18 protein-coding genes and 1 riboswitch are annotated in these 21,906 nt (G+C 61.1%); of the genes, 10 read left to right on the top strand and 8 right to left on the bottom strand.

Translation table 11 applies throughout. From position 1 onward, the window contains the following. Positions 1 to 13 precede the first annotated feature (13 nt). Positions 14 to 655: a DUF2059 domain-containing protein gene (locus AC1DNK_RS20460; RefSeq protein WP_112387202.1), complete on the top strand. Its 642-nt coding sequence runs from the start codon at positions 14 to 16 to the stop codon at positions 653 to 655. A 118-nt stretch (positions 656 to 773) separates the two neighbouring features. Beyond that, on the top strand, positions 774 to 2,159 hold the full coding sequence (gene gor / locus AC1DNK_RS20455) for a glutathione-disulfide reductase (RefSeq protein ID WP_477943086.1): 1,386 nt from the start codon (positions 774 to 776) through the stop codon (positions 2,157 to 2,159). Positions 2,160 to 2,162: 3 nt separating this feature from the next. Here the strand turns inward: gor and AC1DNK_RS20450 are convergent, their stop codons facing one another. After that, positions 2,163 to 3,452: a TadE/TadG family type IV pilus assembly protein gene (locus AC1DNK_RS20450; RefSeq protein ID WP_477943144.1), complete on the bottom strand. Its 1,290-nt coding sequence runs from the start codon at positions 3,450 to 3,452 to the stop codon at positions 2,163 to 2,165. 315 nt (positions 3,453 to 3,767) lie between these two features. Here AC1DNK_RS20450 and AC1DNK_RS20445 point away from each other — a divergent pair, with 315 nt between their 5' ends. Next, the gene (locus tag AC1DNK_RS20445; RefSeq protein WP_112387204.1) at positions 3,768 to 5,141 is read left to right on the top strand and encodes a class II 3-deoxy-7-phosphoheptulonate synthase; all 1,374 of its coding nucleotides are present in this window, start codon (positions 3,768 to 3,770) and stop codon (positions 5,139 to 5,141) included. Positions 5,142 to 5,187: 46 nt separating this feature from the next. Here the strand turns inward: AC1DNK_RS20445 and AC1DNK_RS20440 are convergent, their stop codons facing one another. Beyond that, a complete protein-coding gene (locus AC1DNK_RS20440) occupies positions 5,188 to 6,915 on the bottom strand; it encodes a pilus assembly protein TadG-related protein (RefSeq protein WP_477943085.1) in 1,728 nt (575 codons plus the stop codon). Beyond that, positions 6,916 to 7,338 carry a TadE/TadG family type IV pilus assembly protein gene (locus AC1DNK_RS20435; protein ID WP_112387206.1) on the bottom strand — a complete coding sequence of 141 codons (423 nt, stop codon included), beginning with the start codon at positions 7,336 to 7,338 and terminating at the stop codon, positions 6,916 to 6,918. It abuts the gene before it with no gap. A gap of 300 nt (positions 7,339 to 7,638) precedes the next feature. Between AC1DNK_RS20435 and AC1DNK_RS20430 the strand changes: the two genes are divergently transcribed. Beyond that, on the top strand, positions 7,639 to 8,034 hold the full coding sequence (locus tag AC1DNK_RS20430) for a GFA family protein (protein ID WP_477943143.1): 396 nt from the start codon (positions 7,639 to 7,641) through the stop codon (positions 8,032 to 8,034). Here the strand turns inward: AC1DNK_RS20430 and AC1DNK_RS20425 are convergent. Continuing rightward, positions 8,031 to 8,564 carry a DUF1003 domain-containing protein gene (locus AC1DNK_RS20425; protein WP_112387207.1) on the bottom strand — a complete coding sequence of 178 codons (534 nt, stop codon included), beginning with the start codon at positions 8,562 to 8,564 and terminating at the stop codon, positions 8,031 to 8,033. The two genes, AC1DNK_RS20430 and AC1DNK_RS20425, sit on opposite strands and share 4 nt — an antisense overlap. Positions 8,565 to 8,646: 82 nt before the next feature. Further along, entirely contained in the window at positions 8,647 to 10,536 is a 1,890-nt protein-coding gene (locus AC1DNK_RS20420; RefSeq protein WP_477943084.1) for an LTA synthase family protein, read from the bottom strand. A gap of 242 nt (positions 10,537 to 10,778) precedes the next feature. On the opposite strand from AC1DNK_RS20420, the gene AC1DNK_RS20415 reads away from it, so the two are divergent. The 4 genes from AC1DNK_RS20415 to bluB all read left to right on the top strand — a co-directional run bounded on the left by AC1DNK_RS20415 (position 10,779) and on the right by bluB (position 15,043). Next, positions 10,779 to 12,461, top strand: coding sequence for an NAD+ synthase (locus AC1DNK_RS20415; protein ID WP_112387209.1), 1,683 nt, complete (start codon positions 10,779 to 10,781; stop codon positions 12,459 to 12,461). 84 nt (positions 12,462 to 12,545) lie between these two features. Continuing rightward, complete coding sequence (locus tag AC1DNK_RS20410; protein WP_477943083.1) at positions 12,546 to 13,253, top strand: NYN domain-containing protein; 708 nt, start codon at positions 12,546 to 12,548, stop codon at positions 13,251 to 13,253. Between the two features lie 33 nt (positions 13,254 to 13,286). Further along, positions 13,287 to 14,117 carry a TolB family protein gene (locus AC1DNK_RS20405; RefSeq protein WP_477943082.1) on the top strand — a complete coding sequence of 277 codons (831 nt, stop codon included), beginning with the start codon at positions 13,287 to 13,289 and terminating at the stop codon, positions 14,115 to 14,117. Between the two features lie 17 nt (positions 14,118 to 14,134). Next, positions 14,135 to 14,316, top strand: a riboswitch (cobalamin riboswitch). Between the two features lie 43 nt (positions 14,317 to 14,359). Further along, on the top strand, positions 14,360 to 15,043 hold the full coding sequence (gene bluB, locus AC1DNK_RS20400; protein ID WP_477943081.1) for a 5,6-dimethylbenzimidazole synthase: 684 nt from the start codon (positions 14,360 to 14,362) through the stop codon (positions 15,041 to 15,043). On the opposite strand, the gene AC1DNK_RS20395 is transcribed toward bluB, so the two are convergent. After that, positions 15,040 to 16,137, bottom strand: coding sequence for a DUF2865 domain-containing protein (locus tag AC1DNK_RS20395; protein ID WP_477943080.1), 1,098 nt, complete (start codon positions 16,135 to 16,137; stop codon positions 15,040 to 15,042). The genes bluB and AC1DNK_RS20395 overlap by 4 nt on opposite strands. Positions 16,138 to 16,261: 124 nt before the next feature. Next, positions 16,262 to 18,574: an NADP-dependent malic enzyme gene (locus AC1DNK_RS20390; RefSeq protein WP_112539269.1), complete on the bottom strand. Its 2,313-nt coding sequence runs from the start codon at positions 18,572 to 18,574 to the stop codon at positions 16,262 to 16,264. A gap of 213 nt (positions 18,575 to 18,787) precedes the next feature. Here AC1DNK_RS20390 and AC1DNK_RS20385 point away from each other — a divergent pair, with 213 nt between their 5' ends. Both AC1DNK_RS20385 and AC1DNK_RS20380 read left to right on the top strand, forming a co-directional pair. Then, positions 18,788 to 19,591 (top strand): UDP-2,3-diacylglucosamine diphosphatase, encoded by an 804-nt coding sequence (locus AC1DNK_RS20385; RefSeq protein ID WP_112387475.1) that lies wholly within the window; start codon positions 18,788 to 18,790, stop codon positions 19,589 to 19,591. Positions 19,592 to 19,741: 150 nt separating this feature from the next. After that, positions 19,742 to 20,962: an MFS transporter gene (locus tag AC1DNK_RS20380; RefSeq protein ID WP_477943079.1), complete on the top strand. Its 1,221-nt coding sequence runs from the start codon at positions 19,742 to 19,744 to the stop codon at positions 20,960 to 20,962. Here the strand turns inward: AC1DNK_RS20380 and dgcA are convergent. After that, positions 20,914 to 21,897: an N-acetyl-D-Glu racemase DgcA gene (gene dgcA / locus AC1DNK_RS20375; RefSeq protein ID WP_477943078.1), complete on the bottom strand. Its 984-nt coding sequence runs from the start codon at positions 21,895 to 21,897 to the stop codon at positions 20,914 to 20,916. The two genes, AC1DNK_RS20380 and dgcA, sit on opposite strands and share 49 nt — an antisense overlap. Between the last annotated feature and the right edge of the window lie 9 nt (positions 21,898 to 21,906).

Below are 21,906 nucleotides of genomic sequence, written 5' to 3'. Positions count from 1 at the left end.
GAGCATTGAACTCATGAAGACATTTGCAGGTCTTGGCCGCATCGCCGCTGCGACCGTAATTCTCTCCAGCTTCGCTTTCGGTACTGCCGTCAAGGCTCAGGAAGTCACGGAAGAGCAGCTGAAGGCAGCACGTGCGGCAATCGCTGCGATCGGCGCCACCGCTCAGTTCGACAACATCCTGCCGGGTCTGGCAGAGCGCCTCAAGGCCGGCCTGATCCAGGACTCGCCGAACTATGAAGACCAGATTTCGCAGACGGTCGATGCGACCGCTCTCGCCCTGGCGCCGCGCCGCGCTGACCTCGAAAAGGAAGCTGCGACCAACTATGCCAAGGCTTTCACCGTTGAAGAGCTGAAGGCGATCGCCGATTTCTACGGCTCCGACGTCGGCAAGAAGCTGCTCAAGGACGGCCCGATCGCTTCGCGCGAGACCAACCGTGCGGCCGATATCTGGGCTCAGGGTATCGCCCGCGACCTGCAGAAGAACGCCAGCGACGAACTTGGCAAGATCATCAAGGTCGAGCCGGTTCAGCTCGACACGCCGGCAGCACCGGCCGATGCTTCTGCCGCTCCGGCGCAGGCGCCCGCCAAGGCTCCGGCAAAGGCACCTGCCAAGGCTCCGGCTGCTCCGGCCCTCAACCTGCAGACCCCGCAATAAGCGGTTTCACGATTACGATGACGAAAGCCCGGCTCGCGCCGGGCTTTTGTTTTCGTGGCCACCGATACTATATGCTTTGTCAGCCTTCCCTCCCGATTCCCAACCGGAGCATTTCCTCATGTCTGCATATGATTACGACCTCTTCGTCATTGGTGGCGGTTCGGGAGGCGTAAGAAGCGCGCGCGTGGCGGCTTCGCTTGGCAAGAAGGTGGCGATCGCAGAGGAATATCGTTACGGCGGCACCTGTGTCATCCGCGGCTGTGTGCCGAAGAAGCTGTTTGTTTATGCTTCGCAGTATCATGAGCATTTCGAGGATGCGGCCGGCTTCGGCTGGACCGTTGGTGAAACCAGCTTCGACTGGAAGAAGCTGATCGCGGCCAAGGATGCCGAGATCTCACGGCTGGAAGGGCTCTACAAGAAGGGACTTTCCACTGCCAACGCGGAAATTCTGGAAACCCGCGCCGAGCTTGTCGACAATCACACCATCAGGCTCGTCAACACCGGCAAGACGGTGACGGCCAAGACGATCGTGATCGCTACGGGCGGGAAGCCGAATGCGCATGCAGCGCTTCCCGGCCACGAGCTCTGCATCTCGTCCAACGAAGCCTTCGATCTTGAAGAGCTGCCGAGATCGATCGTCATTGCCGGCGGCGGCTATATTGCCGTCGAGTTCGCCAATGTCTTCCATGGCCTCGGTGTCGAGACGACGCTGATCTATCGCGGCGCCGAGATCCTCTCGCGCTTCGACCACGATCTGCGCCGCGGCCTGCACGAAGCGATGACGGCCAAGGGCATTCGCATTCTTTGCCACGATCTGATCGAGAAGGTCTCCAAGGGCAGTGAAGGCCTCGTTGTCGAGACCAAGAACAACGGCACGCTGAACGCCGGTGTCGTCATGCTGGCGCTTGGCCGCGATCCGAATACCGATGGCCTCGGGCTTCAGGCAGCGGGCGTGAAGACCAACGAGCGGGGTGCGATCGTCGTCGACGATTATTCGCGCACCAGCGTCGATAACATCTACGCGCTCGGCGATGTCACCGACAAGGTACAGCTGACGCCGGTCGCCATCCACGAAGCGATGTGCTTCATCGAGACCGAGTACAAGAACAACCCGACCAAACCGGATCACGATCTGATCGCCACGGCGGTGTTCTCGCAGCCGGAGATCGGCACTGTCGGTTTGACGGAAGAAGCGGCTGCGAAGAAATACCGCGAGATCGAGGTCTATCGCGCCCAGTTCCGGCCGCTGAAGGCAACGCTGTCAGGCCGTGGCGAGAAGATGCTGATGAAGCTGATCGTCGATACCGCCAGCCGCAAGGTGATTGGTGCGCATATTCTCGGCCATGATGCCGGGGAGATGGCGCAGATCCTCGGCATTACGTTGAAGGCGGGTTGCACCAAGGACGATTTCGATCGCACCATGGCTGTTCATCCGACCGCCGCCGAAGAACTCGTCACCATGTATGCGCCGAGCTATCGCATCGTCGACGGCCAGAAGGTCTGATCGTCAGCTGGTGATGCGCGGCATGCGGATGACCTTGAGGAACAGGGCATTCATCGCCTGAGCGATACCGTCGGTCGGCGTCACTTCGAAATAGAGCCCGGGCGAGGCGCATTCTGCCATCTTGGTCGGGATCTGGCTCTGGAAGGGCTTGATCCAGCTATTGTACCAGCTGTTGTTGGGAAGCGGCAGGTAGGTCGTATAGAGTACGGCAATCTTGATGCCCTTGTCCTTTAGCGGCTTGCAGAAGGAGGTGTCGATCGGTTCCTGGCAGCGTCCGCCTGTCGTCGCCTTGGTGCAGGTTGACGGCTTGTTGCTGTCGCCCACCCCATCCGAGACGAAGAACAGGATCTTCTGCGGCTGGGTCTGGCTGTTGCCGTCACCCTGGTTGCCGATGATCGTCTTCATCTGTGTCAGGGCGTTGTCGAAGCTGGTCTGCTGGTCGTTGTTATATCCCTGAAAGGGGATCGACATCAGATCGACGGCATTCGTGTAATTCGCCACCTTGTCGAGATCGGTGATCGGGTCGGAAATCGTCGTCAGGTTGGCATCCTGCGCGCGCTTGCCGAAAGTGTAGACGCCCATGGCGAACTGGTTATCGGTGACGCGTTGGACTTTCGCTGTCTGTGTCAGCTGCTGCGTTGCCTGGCGCACCACGTCGATGCGCAGGGTGACGTTGTTCTTCTTGGCGAGATTGTAATAGCTGTTCGGGTCCTCGACGCCGGCGTCAGAAACGACGTGGCAGGCGAAGGCACAGGTATCCGACGTCTTCTTTTCCATTGTCGCGACATCGGTCGGCGTCGCGCCGACGCCCATCGACGGCGTGTTATCGAGCAGGATGTAGAAATTCATGAAGGCGGCGGTCTGGAAGACGGCATTTGCCGTGCCGTCGATCTGGATGCTGTTCCGGCCGAAGATCTGCATGAAGGTCGTCGGAATGCTGGCGCTGAACGATACCTGGGAATTCAGCTGATTTGCGACCTTGTTGACCTGAACATCGAGGCTGACGTCGCTTGCCTTCAGTTCTCCCTGCATCTGGGCAAGGAAGATGCTGCGCGCATCCGCCAGGCCGGTCGAAAGCGGGCCATCGCCACTCGTCATCGCCTGTGTGACCGCGCTGGACTGCTGCGAGATGGAGCCGACAGCTGCGGCGTCTGCCGCAGCATAAAGCTGTGTCCGCAGACTCATCGCATGGCCGAAATCGATGGCCATGCCGGCCGAGCCGATCAGCGGCACGGCGAGCAGGGCAGTTAGCAAACCGAAGTTTCCGGAACGGTCGGCGAGCAAACGGCGCATGGTCATCGGCGTCGAAATCCCTGTCTCGGCCGCTTGCCTGCATTTTCAGGAAAGGCACCAGTGCGGCCCATTAATATTGAAGGGTGTTGTAACAGCGAAAGCTAAATCGTCAGCAAAACGACGTGGTATAGTTTGTCTTAATGACGGGGATTGAAGTGCAGACGCGGCGTTCCTTTATATGCAGGAAAAACGTCGTCTTTTGCCCTTGAAAGTGTCCGAAACGCCGCTAGGCAAGCCGGGCCTAAAGGTTTATAAGCCGCCGTTATTCTTCAAGGACGATGCCCGGCGTTATCCGGTGTAGCAAAGGTGAGTAAGATGGCACAGACTTGGACCCCGAACAGTTGGCGGCAAAAACCGATCCAGCAGGTTCCGGAATATCCGGACCAGGCCGCTCTGGCGGCAACGGAAGCCACGCTTGCCACTTATCCGCCGCTGGTTTTTGCCGGTGAAGCACGCCGCCTCAAGAAGCAGCTCGCCAGCGTTGCCAATGGCGACGCATTCCTGCTTCAGGGTGGCGACTGCGCCGAAAGCTTCGCCGAACATGGCGCTGACAATATCCGCGACTTCTTCCGCGCCTTCCTGCAGATGGCCGTGGTTCTAACCTATGGCGCGCAGCTTCCTGTCGTCAAGGTTGGCCGCATCGCCGGTCAGTTCGCCAAGCCGCGTTCGTCGAATATCGAAACGATGAACGGCGTGTCGCTGCCGAGCTACCGCGGTGATGTCATCAACGGTATCGAATTCACGGAAGAAGCTCGCATTCCGAACCCCGAGCGCCAGCTCGATGCGTACCGTCAGTCGGCGGCAACGCTGAACCTTTTGCGCGCCTTCGCGATGGGTGGCTATGCCAACCTCGAAAATGTTCACAAGTGGATGCTCGGCTTCATCAAAGACAGCCCGCAGGCGGACCGCTACCGCAAGCTGGCCGACCGTATCTCCGAAACCATGGACTTCATGAAGGCGATCGGTATCACTGCCGAGAACCAGCCGAGCCTGCGTGAGACGGATTTCTTCACCAGCCATGAAGCGCTGCTTCTCGGCTACGAGGAAGCCCTGACCCGCGTCGATTCGACCTCGGGCGACTGGTATGCGACGTCGGGCCATATGCTCTGGATCGGCGACCGCACACGTCAGCTCGACCATGCGCATGTTGAATATTTCCGCGGCATCAAGAACCCGATCGGTCTGAAGTGCGGCCCGTCGCTGACGCCCGACAACCTGATCGAGCTGATCGATGCGCTGAACCCGGCCAACGAAGCCGGCCGCCTGACGCTGATCTGCCGCTTCGGCCACGACAAGGTTGCCGACAGCCTGCCGAAGCTGATCCGCGCCGTCGAGAAGGAAGGCAAGAAGGTCGTTTGGTCCTGCGATCCCATGCATGGCAACACGATCACGCTCAACCACTACAAGACGCGTCCGTTCGAACGGATCCTGTCGGAGGTCGAGAGCTTCTTCCAGATCCATCGCGCCGAAGGCACGCATCCGGGCGGCATCCATATCGAGATGACCGGCAAGGACGTCACGGAATGCACCGGTGGCGCCCGCGCCGTGACGGCGGACTCGCTGTCCGACCGCTACCACACGCATTGCGACCCGCGTCTCAATGCCGACCAGGCCCTCGAGCTTGCCTTCCTGCTTGCCGAGCGCATGAAGGGCGGCCGCGACGAGAAGCGGCTGGCCGTCAGCGCCTGAGTGCAAATGATCTGAATTGGAAAAGCCCCCGCGATGCGGGGCTTTTTTATTGGACGAGAACCGATTGCTGGCAGCGCGCATCGGTGACGCGGATATCGGCTTCGCCGATCTTGATGCCGAGCATCATCAGCGTGTTGTAAAGCAGCTCGTCGAGCGGCTTTGTCAGCCCCGTCAGGGTCTGTGCCACGGCCGCGGTCACCGCTTTGGGTGTGCCGAGCGTCAGGGTCAGCAGCTGCACCTCGATATCGGTGTTGCCGAGCAGGCTCTGAACCGTTGAGGTCAGGCTATCCTTCGTCGAAATGTTCTTGACCGTCTTTGCCGCGATGTCGGCTGGCTGGAAGGTCAGCTTGCTCTTGTCGAGGTTGGTGACATTGACGTCGGCCATGGCGCTTGCTTTCAGAAGTCCGAAGACATCGAGAAGCGTGGCGCGATTGACACGTGGCTTGCTGCCGAAATTCGCGAATGCCGTCGTATCGACATCGCCGAGCGCGATCTCGGCAACACCAGGCACGGCTTCGACGCCGACGCTAGTATTCTTGGCGCCGCCGCCAAGGCAGGTGATGTTCGAAAGCCTCGCTTCCGCATAGGCCACCTCGACATAGAGCGGTACGCGGAGTTTCAGGCCGCCGAGCAAGCCGAGACCCGGCACGCTGGTTTCGATCGCCAGACGGATTTGCGGGGTGCGCACGGCGGAACCTGCAGAGCCCACAGCTGTCGCGGCATAGCCGACCGGCCGCTCGCCGACGGCGACGCTGAGCTTGACGTTCAGCAGACCGGGAACGGTGCTGTTGACGTTGGCTGCCACCTGCTTCTTCTGGTTGGCGGCCAGCGCGGTCGCCGAGATCAGCTCCATCGCGGTGGCATCGACCTGCAGGTGCGAACCGCTGCCGATGGCGCGTTCGCCGGTGGAGCCGAGATTGAGGATGTCTTCAAGCTTCACCTTGAGCTGGGTGGAGCCGAGACCCTTCTCCAGCGCGGTGATCGTCTTGTTGACCGCAGCAGGGAGACCGGGCGTCTTGCCGAGCGTGTTCAGCAGGCGCGGATAGGAGACATCGGTCGCCAGCAACTCGTCATAGGTGGCGGCGTTGACGTTGAGATTGGTCGCCAGGAGATCGAGATAGGAGAGCAGGTTGATGTCGGTCGAAGCAAGGCCTTCGTAATCGACCGCTTTCAGCGAGACAGTGGTGCCGAGGAGGGCGCTGAGCAGGGCATTCAGCACGCCGTCGTTGACGCTTGCCAGACGCGAGCCGACGGAAAAGGCTGCGACTTTTGCTGCCGAGGCGGTACCGGTGGCACTCAGCGTCGGGGCACTGGCGAAGATATTGGCGAAGGCCAATTCACCCTTTTGCGATACTGCAACTTTTACGGCATCGTAGGGCTGCTTTCCAGAAACGAAGCGCTGGCCGGGGGCGACGGTCTCGTCGGCGAGATAAGCGCCCAGCGAATAGCTGACGACAGCCTGGAATTGTGACGTATCCGCGCCCTTCGGGAGCGATCCCTTGCCGGTCAGGTAGCCGTTCTCGGTAAGCACCGCCACGTTGATCCCGTTCTCTGTGAAATTGGCAAGAATTTGGTCGGCGGCACGGTTGATGTCCGACGCAGCGGCAATGGCGCCTATGTCGCTCATCTGCTGAAGCCGGCGCTGCTGCAGCGTCAGCATGCCGTAGTCGACCCCGAGGCCAAGGGAGTAGATGATGAGGGGCGCGCAGAGAGCGGCACTGATGGCAATGTTGCCGCGCTTGTCACGGCAAAGCCTGAAGGCATTCAATGTCATTCAGATGCCTCCCATCCGGATCGTCGCGAAGCGCTTTATGGTATGGTCCGGAAGCGGAAAAGTGTATAAATTCCATATAGGTAGATTGGCGGAATCATATTCCGTCGTCACCGTGAACTGGTTGACGTTGCCGGGATCTGTGGTCACGGTAACGTGGATCTTGTCCTTCTGCAGCAAAGGATGATTGATCGTCGAAGCGGTGATGAAATTGTCGACCAGCGTTTCGCGCTCCTTGGCGGAAATGCCGGCGACAGCCGTGCGGGCGGCGTCGGCGGTGATCTGCTGGACGGAATGGGCGGCGGTCAGGTAGATCGCGTAGGCGATCAGCGTCAACATCACGAGCAGGAACAGCGGAGCGATGATCGCAAATTCAATCGCGGCGGCTCCCTTGTCGTTCGAACGGAAACGGCGAAACACTGTCATACTGCGCCTCATGCGAGCTTTGTAAGCTGTGTTCTGTATAGGCCTGAAACTATTAATTTTGGATTAGCTAATAAAAGTAATGCGTGTGTTTTGCTGCGGCAAGATGACCTATTTCGGGAAGGCCTTCCTGTTTTTCCATGCAACTCCCGATGGCTTTCGGCCGGAGAGGGCCTGACTCGACCAGTGCGGGGCGATCTTTCAAACCATCAAAAACACTGAGCTTTTCCATCAACAGATTGGATTTGACCCCTTCGCCGTCTGCCGTCAGTTTCCGCAGGAGTGCAAATGGAGACGGCGGCAATGAGCGGAGACTATGCTGGAGGATGCGCCTGTGGCGCCGTGCGGTTTCGGGGCACTGGCAAGCCGGGGCCTGTCATTGCCTGCCATTGCTCGCAGTGCCGGCGGCAGACGGGGTTGTATTTTACCTCAACCGACGTCCCGCTTGAGGGGCTTGTCATTGACGGCCGGGAGGCTTTGCACTGGTATCAGTCGAGCGATGCGGCAGAGCGCGGGTTCTGCCGCAATTGCGGATCGGGCTTGTTCTGGCAGCGCACCGGCGCTGACACGGTCTCGATTCTTGCCGGTGCCTTCGATCAGCCGAGCGGGCTGTCCATCAGCTACCATATCTACTGCGCCGACAAGGCCGATTTCTACGAGATTAACGACGGCCTGCCGCAATATCCCGAAAGCGCCTAGATGCGCTTAGCATCGAGCGCGGCACTGAGCCTGGCGACGTCCTCGCGCAAAGAGGTCAGCTCGGTCAGCACGCGCATGTCGATCTTCTGGTGCAGCGCCAGCACTTCCAGTTCGGCCTTCAGGTTCACCTCATAATCCTTGGCTGCCTCCAGCCGGTCGCGCTCGGCCTGACGGTTCTGCGACATCATGATGATCGGTGCCTGGATGGCGGCGAGCATCGAGAGGATGAGATTGAGGAAGACGAAGGGGTAGGGGTCGAAGGCGCCCGTCGCCAGGATGATGGTGTTGATGACAGTCCAGATCACCAGGAAGGCCAGAAAGGTCAGGATGAAGGACCAGGAGCCGCCGACGCGGGCGATGCCATCGGCAATGCGCTGACCGAAGGACGACTCGGCCGAAAGGACGGCGTTGACGTTGGTGGAGATGATCTTCCGTTCATGCGCCTTCTGCAGCACGCGCTTCTCAATGTCGCCGAGTTCGTCGGCACTCTTGCCGAAATGCGTGTGGATGAAATTGGGGAGGTTATACATTCGAGGCTCCGATGCTGTATCGCGTCGGAGCCAGTATTCCCGCTGATGGCCTGAATGCAATGCGAATTAGTGTCTTAGCTGCTCAGTAGCTGGCTTCGTTGACCATCACATGCTGCGGGAAGAAGCGGTCGAGCGTCTGCGCCTTGCCGAACATGACGTCGTGCTGCAGGTAGCGGTAATCGCGCACCAAGGGATCGAGCTTCTTCGGATCGAGCACCCAGTCCGGCGTCACCTCGTTCTTGCGCGTTGCCAGCTGGTAGCGGTCGATGATGTCATATTTCTTCTGCACCCGGCCGAGGAAGCCGGTGTAATAGGGATGCTCGAAGCCGGCGAATTTCAGGAGATTGTAGGAGATCAGCGATGGGCTGATGGTGCCGACATCCTGCTTGACGCCCTTCTTGTTCGACCAGATCACCAGCGGCGTCTCGTGCTGCTGCTTCATCACATCGAGCGGCGCCTTGCGGGTGGCGACCTGGTCCGGCATGTAGCCGGCGCTCATGTAGACGTTACCGAGCGGCGGCAGGTGGTCGCCCCAGAGCACGATGATCGTCTCGCGGTCGCGGTGCGAGGCCCAGTCCATCAGCATCTTCAGGCTGTCGTCGGCTTCCTTGACGCCCTGCGTATAGGTCGCGAGCGTTGCGCGGTCGGCTTCCGGAATGTCGCCCTGGATATCGATCGAGTTATGGGCGTAGCGGTTGGCCTCGTAGGGGCCGTGTCCCTGCAGCGTGACAGCGAAGAAGAAGAAGGGCTTATCCAGTCCGTCGCCCTCGCGCATGATTTCCTTCATCAGCGAGTCGTCGGAGGCAAAGATGCCGCGCTTTTCCATCGGCGGCAGGGTTTCCTCTGTGCGGAACTCCTCGAAGCCGAAATCCTTGTAGACCTCGTTGCGGTTCCAGAACCAGCCGCTGAAGGGATGGAGTGCGCGTGCCGTATAGCCTTCGCCGCGGAAGAAGGTCGCAAGCGAGGGGACGTCGCGGCGGATATATTGCTGATAGGGAATGCTGCCATAGGGCAGGAAGGCATTGGAGAAGCCTGTCAGCGCCTCGAATTCGACATTGGCGGTCATGCCGCCGAATTCGGGCGAGAACACATAGCCGGACTGCGAGGCGCGGATAACAGGCATCGGGTCGGCGCTGAAATTCAGCTTCTTCAGTCGCGTCGGATCCCAGAAGGATTCGCTCATCAGCATGATGACATCAGGCTTTTCACGCGGACCGGCGAGATAGCCGTAGTTGCGGGCCGGGATCGCATCGAGCGCTTCGGCGTTGAGACCGGCAGGGGCTGCCACATCGGCCATCGGCACATTGAAGATGAAGGCCAGGATGAAGCCGTTGCTGCGGTAGTTTTCCTTCTGGTCCCACATCATCGGCACGACCTGCAGGCGATCGCGGATATAGGAATATTGCGAATAGTCCATCAGCGAACCGAAGGCGGCGATCACGGGCAAGCCGAGGCAGAGGCGGCGCAGGCGTGCCTGGTTCGACAGCTTCGGGAAGGTGTGCCAAGCATAGCGCCAGCCGAACACCATGCCGGCGGCGAGCAGTACGAGGCCGACGACGATCGCGACCGCCGTGACCGGCCGGTCGCGCACCATCACCGGCAGCAATTCCATGATCTGCCGGCCGAAGAGGATGTCCGAGGGATAGAAGGGGTCGGACAGGTAATGCTGCTTCTGATTGGAGACGAAGGCCGGGATCAATACGAGGGGCACGAGCACCAGCGCCGAGAGATAGCGGCGGCCGAATGCGGCATCGAGCGTCAGCATCAGGATCGTCAGCATGACGACGGTAGTCATGCCGGGGCGGGCCGTCGAGGTCAGGAAATCGCCGACATCGGCAAGCGTGCTGCGGGCGATCCATTCGACGGCGATGACGCTGAGCAGTGCCATCGAAAAGGTGAATGCGATGCTGAGGGCGGCTCGGGCGGCGGGAGAGCGGACATTCGCGCCGAGACCAGCGGAAAGCAGCGCCATTCGTCTGGCCTGCGCGGACTTCATGACCAACGCGATCAAGGGCGGACTCCAATGTCATTCCCGCCGTCATCCCGGCGTCATAAAACCTTCACCGAACTGTCACATGCCCGCCATGAACGCTAGATGAACCGTTAATGTTTCCTTGCTTTTCCCGAAGATTTGAATTTTCGTCTGAGCAGACCCGGCGGCTTTTCATGGCAGGACACGTTGCGGGGCGAACGCGCGCGCGCTAAATAGATGACATGACACAGGAAAACGCTCCCTTGAACACGCTCCGGATTGCCGTCGGCCAGCTCAACCCAACGGTCGGCGATGTTGCTGGAAATCTTGCCAAAGCCCGCGAGGCACGCGCCGATGCGGCCCGTCAGGGCGCGGATCTGCTGCTTTTGACCGAGCTGTTCATTTCCGGCTATCCGCCCGAGGATCTGGTGCTGAAACCGGCATTCCTGAAGGCCTGCCTCAAGGCCATCGAGGACCTCGCAGCCGATACCGCGGATGGCGGACCGGGTCTGATTGTCGGCTTCCCGCGGCAGGGCGAGACCGGGCGGCACAATTCGGTCGCTGTGCTCGATGGCGGCAAGATCCTGGTGTTCCGGGACAAGATCGATCTGCCGAATTACGGCGAATTCGACGAGAAGCGCGTCTTTGCCGAAGGCTCGATGCCGGGACCGGTGAATTTCCGTGGCGTCAGGATCGGCGTGCCGATCTGCGAGGAGATCTGGAACGATCTCGGCGTCTGCGAGACGCTGGCCGAAAGCGGCGCCGAAATCCTGCTGGTGCCGAACGGCTCGCCCTATTATCGCGGCAAGGTGGATGTGCGCCATCAGGTGGCACTGCGTCAGGTGATCGAAACGGGCCTGCCGCTGATTTTCGCCAACCAGCTCGGCGGCCAGGACGAACTGGTCTTCGACGGCGCGAGCTTTGCCTTCAACGGCGACAAGTCGCTGGCCTTCCAGATGAGCCAGTTCGAACCGGCGCTTGCCGTCACCACCTGGAAGCGCGGCGACAATGGATGGCGTTGCAGTGAAGGACCGATGTCGCATATTCCGGAGAAGGAGGAGGCCGACTACCGCGCCTGCCTGCTTGGCTTCCGCGACTACGTCAACAAGAACGGCTTCAAGAATGTCGTGCTTGGCCTCTCCGGCGGCATCGACTCGGCGATCTGCGCGGCGATTGCCGTCGATGCGCTGGGCGAGGAGCGGGTGCGCACCGTCATGCTGCCCTACCGCTACACCTCCGAGGACTCGTTGAAGGATGCCGCTGAATGCGCCAAGGCGCTCGGCTGCCGTTACGACATCGTGCCGATCGAGGCGCCGGTGACCGGCTTTACCTCGGCGCTCTCCGACCTCTTCGAAGGCACCGATAGTGGCATCACCGAAGAAAACCTGCAGAGCCGCGCCCGCGGCACGATCCTGATGGCGATCTCCAACAAGTTCGGCTCGATGGTCGTCACCACGGGCAACAAGTCGGAAATGTCGGTCGGCTATGCGACGCTCTACGGTGATATGAACGGCGGCTTCAATCCGATCAAGGACCTCTACAAGATGCAGGTCTATGCGATCTCGCGCTGGCGCAATGCGCATGTGCCGCCGGATGCGCTTGGCCCATCAGGCGTGGTGATCCCACAAAACATCATCGACAAGGCGCCCTCTGCCGAACTGCGGCCTGATCAGACCGACCAGGATTCGCTGCCGCCTTATCCGGTTCTCGACGACATTCTCGAATGCCTCGTCGAGAAGGAAATGGGCGTCGATGAGATCGTCGCGCGCGGCCACGATGTCGCGACCGTGCACCGGATCGAGCATCTGCTCTATCTTGCCGAATACAAGCGCCGCCAGTCGGCGCCCGGCGTGAAGATCACCAAGAAGAATTTCGGCCGCGACCGCCGCTATCCGATCACCAACCGTTTTAGGGATCGTGGTTAGCGATCGTTAACCCGATCAACCGAAAGCTGCTGACGGCAGTCTCTTCTCGCGTTTCTATGTTTTGGAAACGCGGGAGGTTTGAGCATGCGGGAAACCAAGGTCGCCGTCTTCATCGATACGGAAAACCTGCCGGCGCGCTGTGCGGGAGAGATCATCAGCATCGCCGGCGGATACGGACGTCTCATCGAGCGCCGGGCCTATGGCGACTTCACGAACGAGGCGGCGCAGCCGTGGATCGCGGAGGCCGGACGTCAGGCGCTCAGCCTGCAGACGGCTGTGAGCTCGCATTCCGGCAAGAACGGTGCGGATATCCTGCTTGCCATCGATGCAATGGAATATCTGGCCGGTTCGGCGATCGATCTTTTCTGCATCGCCAGCAGCGACCGCGATGTCGGCCATCTGGCGATGCGTATCCGCATGCGCGGCAAGCAGGCGATCGGACTGGGCGCGCCCAACGCATCGGCGCTGTTGCGGCAGTCCTTCGACGATTTCTTCGAGCTCAATGTTGGTGAGGCGAATTCCACCTTTGCGCTGCCGAAGGTGATTGCGCTGCAGCCCTCTCCAAATATCCGGCCCTATATCACCCAGGCGCTGCAGGCGGCCAAGCTGCAGGGCGAAGGCTGGCTCGATATCGCGAAACTCGGGACGCTGTTGCGGCAGGTCGATCCGGAGTTCAAGGCGCAGCGTTTTGATGCCACGAACCTCAGCTCGCTTCTGAAGCAATGTGACTTTATCGAAATGCGAATGCATGGCACAAACCGCATGCAAATCAGAATGAAGCGGAACGGCTGAGGGCCGGGCCGCTGCACAATGCGGGAGGTATGCATGCGCAGTTCGGTCGAGATCTACAATATCCGCACTGGTCGGGGCCGGGTGGTGTTCCAGACGGAGCAGCTGATCGAGGCGCCGAATTTCTCACCCGATGGCCGCTACCTGCTGCTGAACGGTGATGGCCTTCTCTACCGTTTGTCACCGGATGGTGAGGGCGGTCTGCAGCAGGTCGATACCGGCTTTGCCACTGCCTGCAACAACGATCACGGCATTTCGCCCAACGGAAGGCAGTATGTGATTTCCGACAAGACCGAGCACGGCAAATCCTGCATCTATACGCTACCGTCGGAAGGCGGCGCGCCGAAACAGATCACCGAAAACCTGCCGTCCTACTGGCATGGCTGGTCGCCCGACGGGAAGGAACTCGCCTATTGCGGCATCCGCGGCGATCTCTTCGACATCTATACGATTTCCGTCGATGGCGGCGCCGAGCGGCGTCTGACGCATGGCGAGGGGCGCAATGATGGGCCGGATTATTCCTTTGACGGGCAGTGGATCTATTTCAATTCCAGCCGCACGGGGCTGATGCAGATCTGGCGCATTCATCCCGATGGGACCGGTTTGGAGCAGGTCACGCATGACAATTACGGCAACTGGTTTGCCCATCCGGCGCCCACCAACGACAAGGTGCTGCTGCTTTCCTACGGCGCTGACGTCTTCGATCATCCGCGCGACCTGCATGTGCGGCTGCGGTTGATGGATATGGACGGCGGCAATCTGACGACGCTGTTCGAGCTGTTCGGCGGGCAGGGCACGATCAATGTTCCCTGCTGGTCACCAGAAGGTGACGAGTTTGCCTATGTCCGGTATTTCCCGGCTACTTGAAGCGTCTCGTAAAAGCGGGCATGAGGCTTTTGTCAGGTGCCCGCTTGCCGCGGGAGAATCGGGAATCCGGTGCGAGCCCGGAACGTGCCCAACGCTGTAAGGCCGACGCCTGCCGCATCATGCCACTGGTTGACACCGGGAAGGCTGCGGCGGGCGGATGACGCCAAGTCAGAAGACCGGCCTGGCATCATAGACTGATCCCGCGCGGACGGCGGGGCGGTTGCGTTGTTGGGGATTTGACGATGCGGCCCATGAACAAGGATGCGCTTGAAGGCGCGTCTGCCTTTTCCGCTGACGAGCGCGACGCCGTCTACCGGGCGATCATGACCCGGCGCGATGTGCGCGACCAGTTTCTGCCTGATCCCATCCCATCCGATGTGCTGATGCGGCTGCTTGAGGCCGCACACCACGCGCCCTCGGTCGGCTTCATGCAGCCCTGGAATTTCATCGTCGTCGAAGGTGCCGGTGTGCGCCAGCGCGTGTGGAATGCCTTCGACCGGGCTAACCGCGAGGCTGCCGGGATGTTCGACGGTAAGCGGCAGGCGACATACCGTTCCCTGAAGCTCGAGGGCATCCTCAAGGCGCCGCTCGGCATCTGCATCACCTGCGATCCGTCACGCAGCGGTGACGTCGTGCTGGGGCGGACGCATAATCCGCGGATGGATAGCTATTCAACCGTCTGTGCGGTGCAGAACCTCTGGCTCGCAGCACGGGCCGAAGGCATCGGCGTCGGTTGGGTCAGCATTTTCCATGAGAGCGAACTCAAGGACATTCTCGGCGTGCCCGAGCATGTCGAGATCGTCGCCTGGCTCTGCATCGGCTATGTCGATACGCTCCATAGCGAGCCCGAGCTGGCCGTCAAAGGCTGGCGGCAGCGGCTTTCGCTCGACGAGTTGATCTTCCGCGATGGCTGGGGCCGCCGCTAATTCCGCTGTTGCTGCTGCGGCTGCGGGCCTGAGGTGGCCGGGTTCTTCAGATCGATACTGCCCTGGTCGCCCGCGAGAAATTGTGGGCCGATCTGGCGCACCTTGCTGTTGCCGGGGTCGTAGGGACGGTCCGGTACCTGTGCCTGCGGCGCAGCCGGTGCGGGGGCTGCCGTTGCCGGCGGCTTGGTGGTGATTGTCGTGATCGAGCCCTTTGGCGGCGGCGCGCTGACCGTCTGGTTCTTGCGCATCTGTTCGTAATAGGCGGTCAGATTGCAGCTGCAGGAGGATTTCTCGCCGGGCGCCCGGTTCTTGTAGGCGAAGGCGTTTGGCATGGCGCTGTAGCGCGCGCCAGTCGCGGCTGAGATCATGTTGGCCGCGTCGGTGTTGGAGACGTCCTGATAGAACAGCTCGGTCTCGATGCCGGGGCACATTTTCGAGCAGGTCGAGGCGTCGCGGCTGAAATCGATCGAGGTCGCATTGGTGCTGATCGGGAAGAAGCCGCCGTCGCAGCTGCGCACGCACATGGTGCTGACATGCGACATCATCTCGCCGCGCGGCACACCATATTGCGTGTTGCCTTCCTCGCCGTTGCCGAGCGGAATGAAGGTATCGCCGCGCATCGCCTGTTCTTCGGTGCTTGGCGCCGGGACATAGGCGCGCTCGTCCGGCTGATAGCCCGGATCGTCGTTGCAGCCGTTATCGTCGAGGGCGGCCATCAGTTCGCGGCGTTCGTTGACACCGGTGCCGCCGGCCYCCCGCAGTTGATTGCGGCGGTCCTGGAGATAGTGGATGTTGTCGATCATCCGCGATTCCGATTCCTGCAGGTCGCTGCAGTAGCGGTCGTTCTCGCCGCCGATGACAACCATGCTGTCGACGCTGCAGCCGTTGCTGCGCAGGTCGTTGCGCAGCTTGCGGAGCTCGAGGTTCTGTTCGGCTATGGCGCTTGCATATTGGCGGATCTCCGGGCCGTTGCCGATCACCTGCGGCAGGTCGGCAAGGCGTCCGCGCAGATCTTCGCAGATCGCGCTGGTCTGCGCCGCCGCGGGCGCGGCAGCAGCGAGAAAGAGAGCAAGGGTCAGGCTTCGGCGTTTCACGGTATCATCCCGCAGCATAGTAAACCGGAAGCGGCAGAGCATTTGCCGCATCCGTTCTGTCTAGCTGCCTTCCGTTAACAAGCTAACGAAGGAATCCTAACGCATTTTTCCGATCGACGGCAAATCACGCCGGCTGCTGGGCCTCGACCACGGCCAGAGCCGCCATGTTGACGACACCGCGCGAAGTGACAGACGGTGCCAGGATGTGTGCCGGGAGCGCCGTGCCGAGCAGGATGGGGCCGACATGCAGGCCGTCGGTCATCGACTTGACGACGCCGAGCGTGATGTTGGCGGCATCGAGGTTCGGGAAGACCAGCAGGTTGGCTTCGCCATGCAGCGTGGTGGACGGCATGACGCGCTTGCGGATTTCGTCGGCGATTGCGCTCTCACCATGCATTTCGCCATCGACTTCGAGATCGGGGGCGGCATCACGGATCAGCTGCAAGGCACCGCGCATCTTCGTTGCGCTTTCGCTTTCGCGCGAGCCGAAGTTGGAATGCGAGACGAGGGCGGCGCGCGGCGTGATGCCGAAGCGCTTGATTTCCTCGGCAGCCAGAACGGCGGATTCCGCCACTTCCTCGGCGCTCGGATTGAACGTAACGTAGGTGTCGGTGAAGAAGGTGGCGCCGCGCTGCGAGATCAGCAGGCTGAGTGCCGAGAAATCGCGGACATCCTTGCGCTTGCCGATGATCTGGCGAACGTCGCGCAGGTGCTTCTCGTAACGGCCTTCGAGGCCGCAGATCAGCGCGTCTGCTTCGCCGCGGCGCAGCGCCAGCGCACCGATGACGGTGGTGTTGGTGCGCACGATCGTGCGGGCCGCTTCCGGGATGACGCCCCGGCGGCCGACGAGCGACAGATAGAGATCGACATATTCGCGGAAACGCGGATCGTCTTCCGGGTTGATGACGGCGAAGTCGGAAAGCGGGCGGATGCGCAGGCCGTAGCGTTGCAGGCGGGTTTCGATGACCTGCGGACGGCCGATCAGGATCGGTTCGGCAATGCCTTCTTCGATGAGAACCTGAGCGGCGCGGAGCACGCGTTCGTCTTCACCTTCGGAGAAGATCACCCGCTTCTTTTCGGCGGCTTTGGCGGCCGTGAAGATCGGCTTCATGATGAAGCCGGAGCGGAAGACGAAGCGGTTCAGCTGGTCGAGATAGGCGTCGAAATCGGTGATCGGACGGCGTGCGACGCCGCTCTCGGCCGCTGCCTTGGCGACAGCAGGCGCGATGCGCAGGATCAGGCGCGGATCGAAGGGCGAAGGGATCAGGTAGTTCGGTCCGAAGATCGGCGTTTCGCCGGAATAGGCGCGGGCGGCGACATCGGACGGCTCTTCACGGGCGAGGCCAGCGATGGCGCGGACGGCTGCCATCTTCATCGCTTCGTTGATCTCCTCGGCGCCGCAATCCAGCGCGCCGCGGAAGATAAAGGGGAAGCAGAGAACGTTGTTGACCTGGTTCGGGAAGTCCGAGCGTCCGGTGCAGATCATCGCGTCCGGCCGGGCGGCACGGGCGAGTTCCGGCATGATCTCCGGCGTCGGGTTGGCGAGCGCCATGATCAGCGGCTTTTCGGCCATCTGCTCGAGCAGTTCCGGCTTCAGAACGCCGGCAGCAGAGAGGCCGAGGAACACATCGGCGCCGCCGATGTTTTCGGCGAGCGTGCGGGTATCGCTCTTCTGCGCGTAGACGGCTTTCCATTGGTCCATCAGCACGTTGCGGTCCTCGTAGACGAGGCCTTCGATATCGTGGACCCAGATGTTCTCGCGCTTGGCGCCGAGTTCGACGAGCAGATTGAGACAGGCGAGCGCCGCAGCACCAGCGCCAGACGTGACGATCTTGACGTTGCTGATCGACTTGCCGGCCAGTTCCAGGCCGTTGAGGATGGCGGCGGCGACGATGATCGCGGTGCCGTGCTGGTCGTCATGGAAGACGGGAATGCGCATCTTTGCGCGCAGCTGCTGTTCGATCTCGAAGCATTCCGGCGCCTTGATGTCTTCGAGGTTGATGCCGCCGAAGGTCGGCTCCAGCGAGGCGACGGTCGAGACCATCTGCTCGACGGTCGAGGCATCGACCTCGATATCGAAGACGTCGATATTGGCAAATTTCTTGAAGAGAACGGCCTTGCCTTCCATCACCGGCTTGGAGGCGAGAGGGCCGATATTGCCGAGGCCGAGAACGGCGGTGCCGTTAGAAATGACGGCGACCAGATTGGCGCGCGAGGTGTAGTCGGCGGCCGTCTCCGGATCGTCGCGGATCGCGAGACACGGCGCGGCGACACCAGGCGAATAGGCAAGCGCCAGATCGCGCTGGTTGCCGAGCGGCTTGGTCGCCTGAATTTCGAGTTTGCCGGGGCGGGGATAGCGGTGGAAGAACAGCGCCTGTTCGTCAAGAGTTCCACCTGTCAGGTTCTTCTCCGTCTTGGATTTGTCCTGATTATCCATTGCCTTCTCCAATACCGCAGTCATGTCGTTTGAAGCCTTCTCCATACAACAATCGGTGCGGCGGGACAGCGGGAATTTGAGGTTGAAAGCGGAAAACTCTCATGCCCGGGGCATGCGTCAAACAACCGCGCTGTCATCTTCCTGAAACACGAGTCTGATTTTGGAAGGCCAGATGAACGATGGGGCACGGGCAGGATGCCTGTGATGGATTACATGGATACGCGACACTTCCGTACGCTCTTCATTTCCGATGTGCATCTCGGTTCCAAGGCTGCCAAGGCCGACTTCCTGATCGACTTTCTGCGACACCACGAGGCAGACACGATCGTCCTCGTCGGCGATATCGTCGATGGCTGGCGCCTGAAGCGCAGCTGGTACTGGCCGCAGGTCTGCAACGACGTCATCCAGAAGCTGCTGCGCCAGGCGCGCAAGGGTACGCGCGTCGTCTACATTCCCGGTAATCACGACGAATTTCTCCGCGACTTCCCGGGCATGCATTTCGGCGGCATCGAAGTGGCCGAGCGGATGATGCACGAGGGCGCCGACGGCAAGAAATATCTGGTGCTGCATGGCGACGAATTCGACGTCGTCGTCCGCAATGCCCGCCTGCTCGCCTATCTCGGCGACTGGGCCTATGACATGGCGATCCGCATCAATATCGTTCTGGCCGCCATCCGGCGCCGCATGGGCATGCCTTATTGGTCGTTCTCGGCCTGGGCCAAGCTTCAGGTCAAGCATGCCGTCAACTTCATCGGCGAGTTCCAGCGCGTCGTCGCCGACGAGGCCCGCAAGTGCGGCGCCGACGGCGTCATCTGCGGTCATATCCACCATGCTGTCATCGAGGAGATGGACGGCGTGCGCTACATCAATACCGGCGACTGGGTCGAGAGCTGCACGGCGATTGCCGAGCATGAGGACGGCACTTTCGAACTGATCACCTGGAATGCGATCGCCAGCAGCGAGCCGGTGACTTTGAAGCTGACGCACCAGCCCGAGCGCGCGCCGCAGGCTGCCTGATTTTCAACCCGCCATATTGCAAGACATTTAGCCGTTGCCTCCGGGCAACGGCCCTATTTATTTTTTAGAACGTTTCAAATGGGCTATTTCTCGCCATAGTCGCCCCTAGGTTGATGTGTTAGGCAGCGCACAGTTTCCTGCAGGTTCACCATGATTCCCGCCCAGAATGCCTCTGCCGATGAGGGGGCTCCGCCGCGTTTCCGGCTGCTCAGCGCCCTGTCTTACTGCGCCCCGCTGATCGTCAACGGTGTCGCGCTTCCATTCTTCCCTGTCTGGCTTGCTGTTCACAAATTCACCGATCATGAGATCGGTGTCATCCTTGCCGTGCCTATGGTCGTGCGCGTCCTCGTGGCACCTGTCGTAGCGATGTATGCCGACCGGATGAAGGAGCGCGCCGATGTGCTCCTATGGTCTGGCGGGCTGTCGCTGCTGACGGCGATCGCACTTTACTGGACGACGAGCTTCTGGCCGGTGCTGATAGTCTACAGCGTCCAGGGCGCCACCTTTGCGCCCTATGTGCCGATCGTCGAATCGATCGTCATTTCGGGCGTCCGGCGCTGGGGGCTGGATTACGGATCGATGCGCGTCTGGGGATCGATCGCCTTCATCGTCTCGACGATGATCGGTGGCGAAATGATCGGCGTGTGGGGTGGCGATATGGTGCTGCCGGTCATGATCTTCGGCTTTGCGATGACCATGGCGATGGCGATCTACTGTCCGCGTATCGGCCCGACGCGGCGCCGCAATACGCCTGTCGATCTGCAGCAGGCAACAGGCAGCTCGCTGCGTCAGCCGCATCTGCTGGTGCTGCTCTGGGGCGTGGCGATCCAGCAGTCCAGCCACGCGCTGCTCTATGCCTTCGCATCCATCTATTGGCATCAGCTCGGCTTCACCGGCACGCAGGTCGGTATTCTCTGGAGTGCCGGCGTCGCCTCCGAGGTGCTGGTGTTCTTCGTCTCGAAGCATCTCAGCCGCCGCTTCAATGCCTGGACGCTGATCCGCTTCGGCTGCGCCATGTGCATCTGCCGCTGGATCCTGTTCCCGATGCATTGGGACTTTGCCGGCTTCTTCTTCCTGCAATGTTTCCATTCCTGCACCTATGCCTTCGTGCATACGGGGGTGCAGCGGCGGATCGTGGCTTCGGTGCAGGCGACGCAGGAATCCTCGGCGCAGGGCGCCTATTTCTTCTACAACGGCATGTTCCTGGGCCTGATGACGCTCGCTTCAGGCTATCTGTATGCCTGGCTCGGCCTCGCCAGCTACTATGTCATGGCGCTGGTCGCGGCCATCGGCATGGCGCTGGTGTTCGTCGCCTATTACCTTCAGCCCCAAAGCTCTTTGTCCGGCGGGAAGACGAGGGAAGCTTCGTAGCGCAGGCCGGGCTCACGATCCCTGGCGAGCAGCAAGGGTCCGTCGAGATCGACGAATTCGGCATCCTGCGCCAGCAGCACGGCCGGCGCCATGGCGAGCGATGTGCCGACCATGCAGCCGAGCATGATCTGGAAGCCCAGCCGCTGCGCCTCGCGCTTCATCGCCAGTGCCTCCGTGAGACCGCCTGTCTTGTCGAGCTTGATGTTGATCGCATCGTAACGGTCGCGGAGGCTGGCGAGATCGCCGGTGTGATGGACGCTCTCGTCGGCGCAGACGATGACGGGCCGCTTGATCACCGCGAGCATCTCGTCCTTGCCGGCCGGTAGCGGCTGCTCGACGAGTGCGATGTTCATTTCGGCGGAGATCCGCAGATGGTGCTCCAGCGCCGCTTCGGGCCAGCCTTCATTCGCGTCGAGGACGATCATGCTGTTCGGGGCGGCGGTACGAACGGCGCGGATGCGGCTTTCGTCATCGCCGGTGCCGACCTTGACTTTCAGCAGCGCGCGTCCGGCATGTTCCCGCGCCTGTGCCGCCATCACCTCGGGTTCGCCGAGCGAAATGGTGTAGGCAGTCGTCAACGGCTTCGCCGCCGCAAGGCCGATGGCGGCGGCGACGTTGGCACCGGTCAGCTTGGCCTCCAGATCCCAAAGGGCGCAATCGACGGCATTGCGGGCAGCACCAGGCGCCATCGCCGACTGCAGGTCATCTCTTGAAATACCGGCCTCGATCAACGGCCGTGCCGCTTCGATCTGTGCCTCGACACTTTCCATCGTCTCGCCGTAGCGGCGATAGGGCACGCATTCGCCCCAACCGATTCTGCCATTTTCCCTCAGCGTGACGCTGATCACCTCCGCGGAGGTCTTTGCGCCGCGCGATATCGTGAAAGTGCCCGCGATCGGGAATGAATTCATTTGGATTTCGAGGGACCGTGGCATATTTGCAAT

Source organism: Rhizobium sp. 01N424 (genome assembly GCF_056399485.1).
The sequence above is the reverse complement of the archived record's forward strand: the minus strand, read 5'-3'. Positions and strand labels throughout refer to the sequence as shown.

What these genes read in the sequence shown, in the direction of transcription:
- AC1DNK_RS20460 (WP_112387202.1), top strand. Translation starts at nt 14, where the DNA reads ATGAAGACATTTGCAGGTCTTGGCCGCATCGCCGCTGCGACCGTAATT.
- gor (WP_477943086.1), top strand. Translation starts at nt 774, where the DNA reads ATGTCTGCATATGATTACGACCTCTTCGTCATTGGTGGCGGTTCGGGA.
- AC1DNK_RS20450 (WP_477943144.1), bottom strand. Translation starts at nt 3,452, where the DNA reads ATGCGCCGTTTGCTCGCCGACCGTTCCGGAAACTTCGGTTTGCTAACT.
- AC1DNK_RS20445 (WP_112387204.1), top strand. Translation starts at nt 3,768, where the DNA reads ATGGCACAGACTTGGACCCCGAACAGTTGGCGGCAAAAACCGATCCAG.
- AC1DNK_RS20440 (WP_477943085.1), bottom strand. Translation starts at nt 6,915, where the DNA reads ATGACATTGAATGCCTTCAGGCTTTGCCGTGACAAGCGCGGCAACATT.
- AC1DNK_RS20435 (WP_112387206.1), bottom strand. Translation starts at nt 7,338, where the DNA reads ATGACAGTGTTTCGCCGTTTCCGTTCGAACGACAAGGGAGCCGCCGCG.
- AC1DNK_RS20430 (WP_477943143.1), top strand. Translation starts at nt 7,639, where the DNA reads ATGAGCGGAGACTATGCTGGAGGATGCGCCTGTGGCGCCGTGCGGTTT.
- AC1DNK_RS20425 (WP_112387207.1), bottom strand. Translation starts at nt 8,564, where the DNA reads ATGTATAACCTCCCCAATTTCATCCACACGCATTTCGGCAAGAGTGCC.
- AC1DNK_RS20420 (WP_477943084.1), bottom strand. Translation starts at nt 10,536, where the DNA reads ATGGCGCTGCTTTCCGCTGGTCTCGGCGCGAATGTCCGCTCTCCCGCC.
- AC1DNK_RS20415 (WP_112387209.1), top strand. Translation starts at nt 10,779, where the DNA reads ATGACACAGGAAAACGCTCCCTTGAACACGCTCCGGATTGCCGTCGGC.
- AC1DNK_RS20410 (WP_477943083.1), top strand. Translation starts at nt 12,546, where the DNA reads ATGCGGGAAACCAAGGTCGCCGTCTTCATCGATACGGAAAACCTGCCG.
- AC1DNK_RS20405 (WP_477943082.1), top strand. Translation starts at nt 13,287, where the DNA reads ATGCGCAGTTCGGTCGAGATCTACAATATCCGCACTGGTCGGGGCCGG.
- bluB (WP_477943081.1), top strand. Translation starts at nt 14,360, where the DNA reads ATGCGGCCCATGAACAAGGATGCGCTTGAAGGCGCGTCTGCCTTTTCC.
- AC1DNK_RS20390 (WP_112539269.1), bottom strand. Translation starts at nt 18,574, where the DNA reads ATGGATAATCAGGACAAATCCAAGACGGAGAAGAACCTGACAGGTGGA.
- AC1DNK_RS20385 (WP_112387475.1), top strand. Translation starts at nt 18,788, where the DNA reads ATGGATACGCGACACTTCCGTACGCTCTTCATTTCCGATGTGCATCTC.
- AC1DNK_RS20380 (WP_477943079.1), top strand. Translation starts at nt 19,742, where the DNA reads ATGATTCCCGCCCAGAATGCCTCTGCCGATGAGGGGGCTCCGCCGCGT.
- dgcA (WP_477943078.1), bottom strand. Translation starts at nt 21,897, where the DNA reads ATGCCACGGTCCCTCGAAATCCAAATGAATTCATTCCCGATCGCGGGC.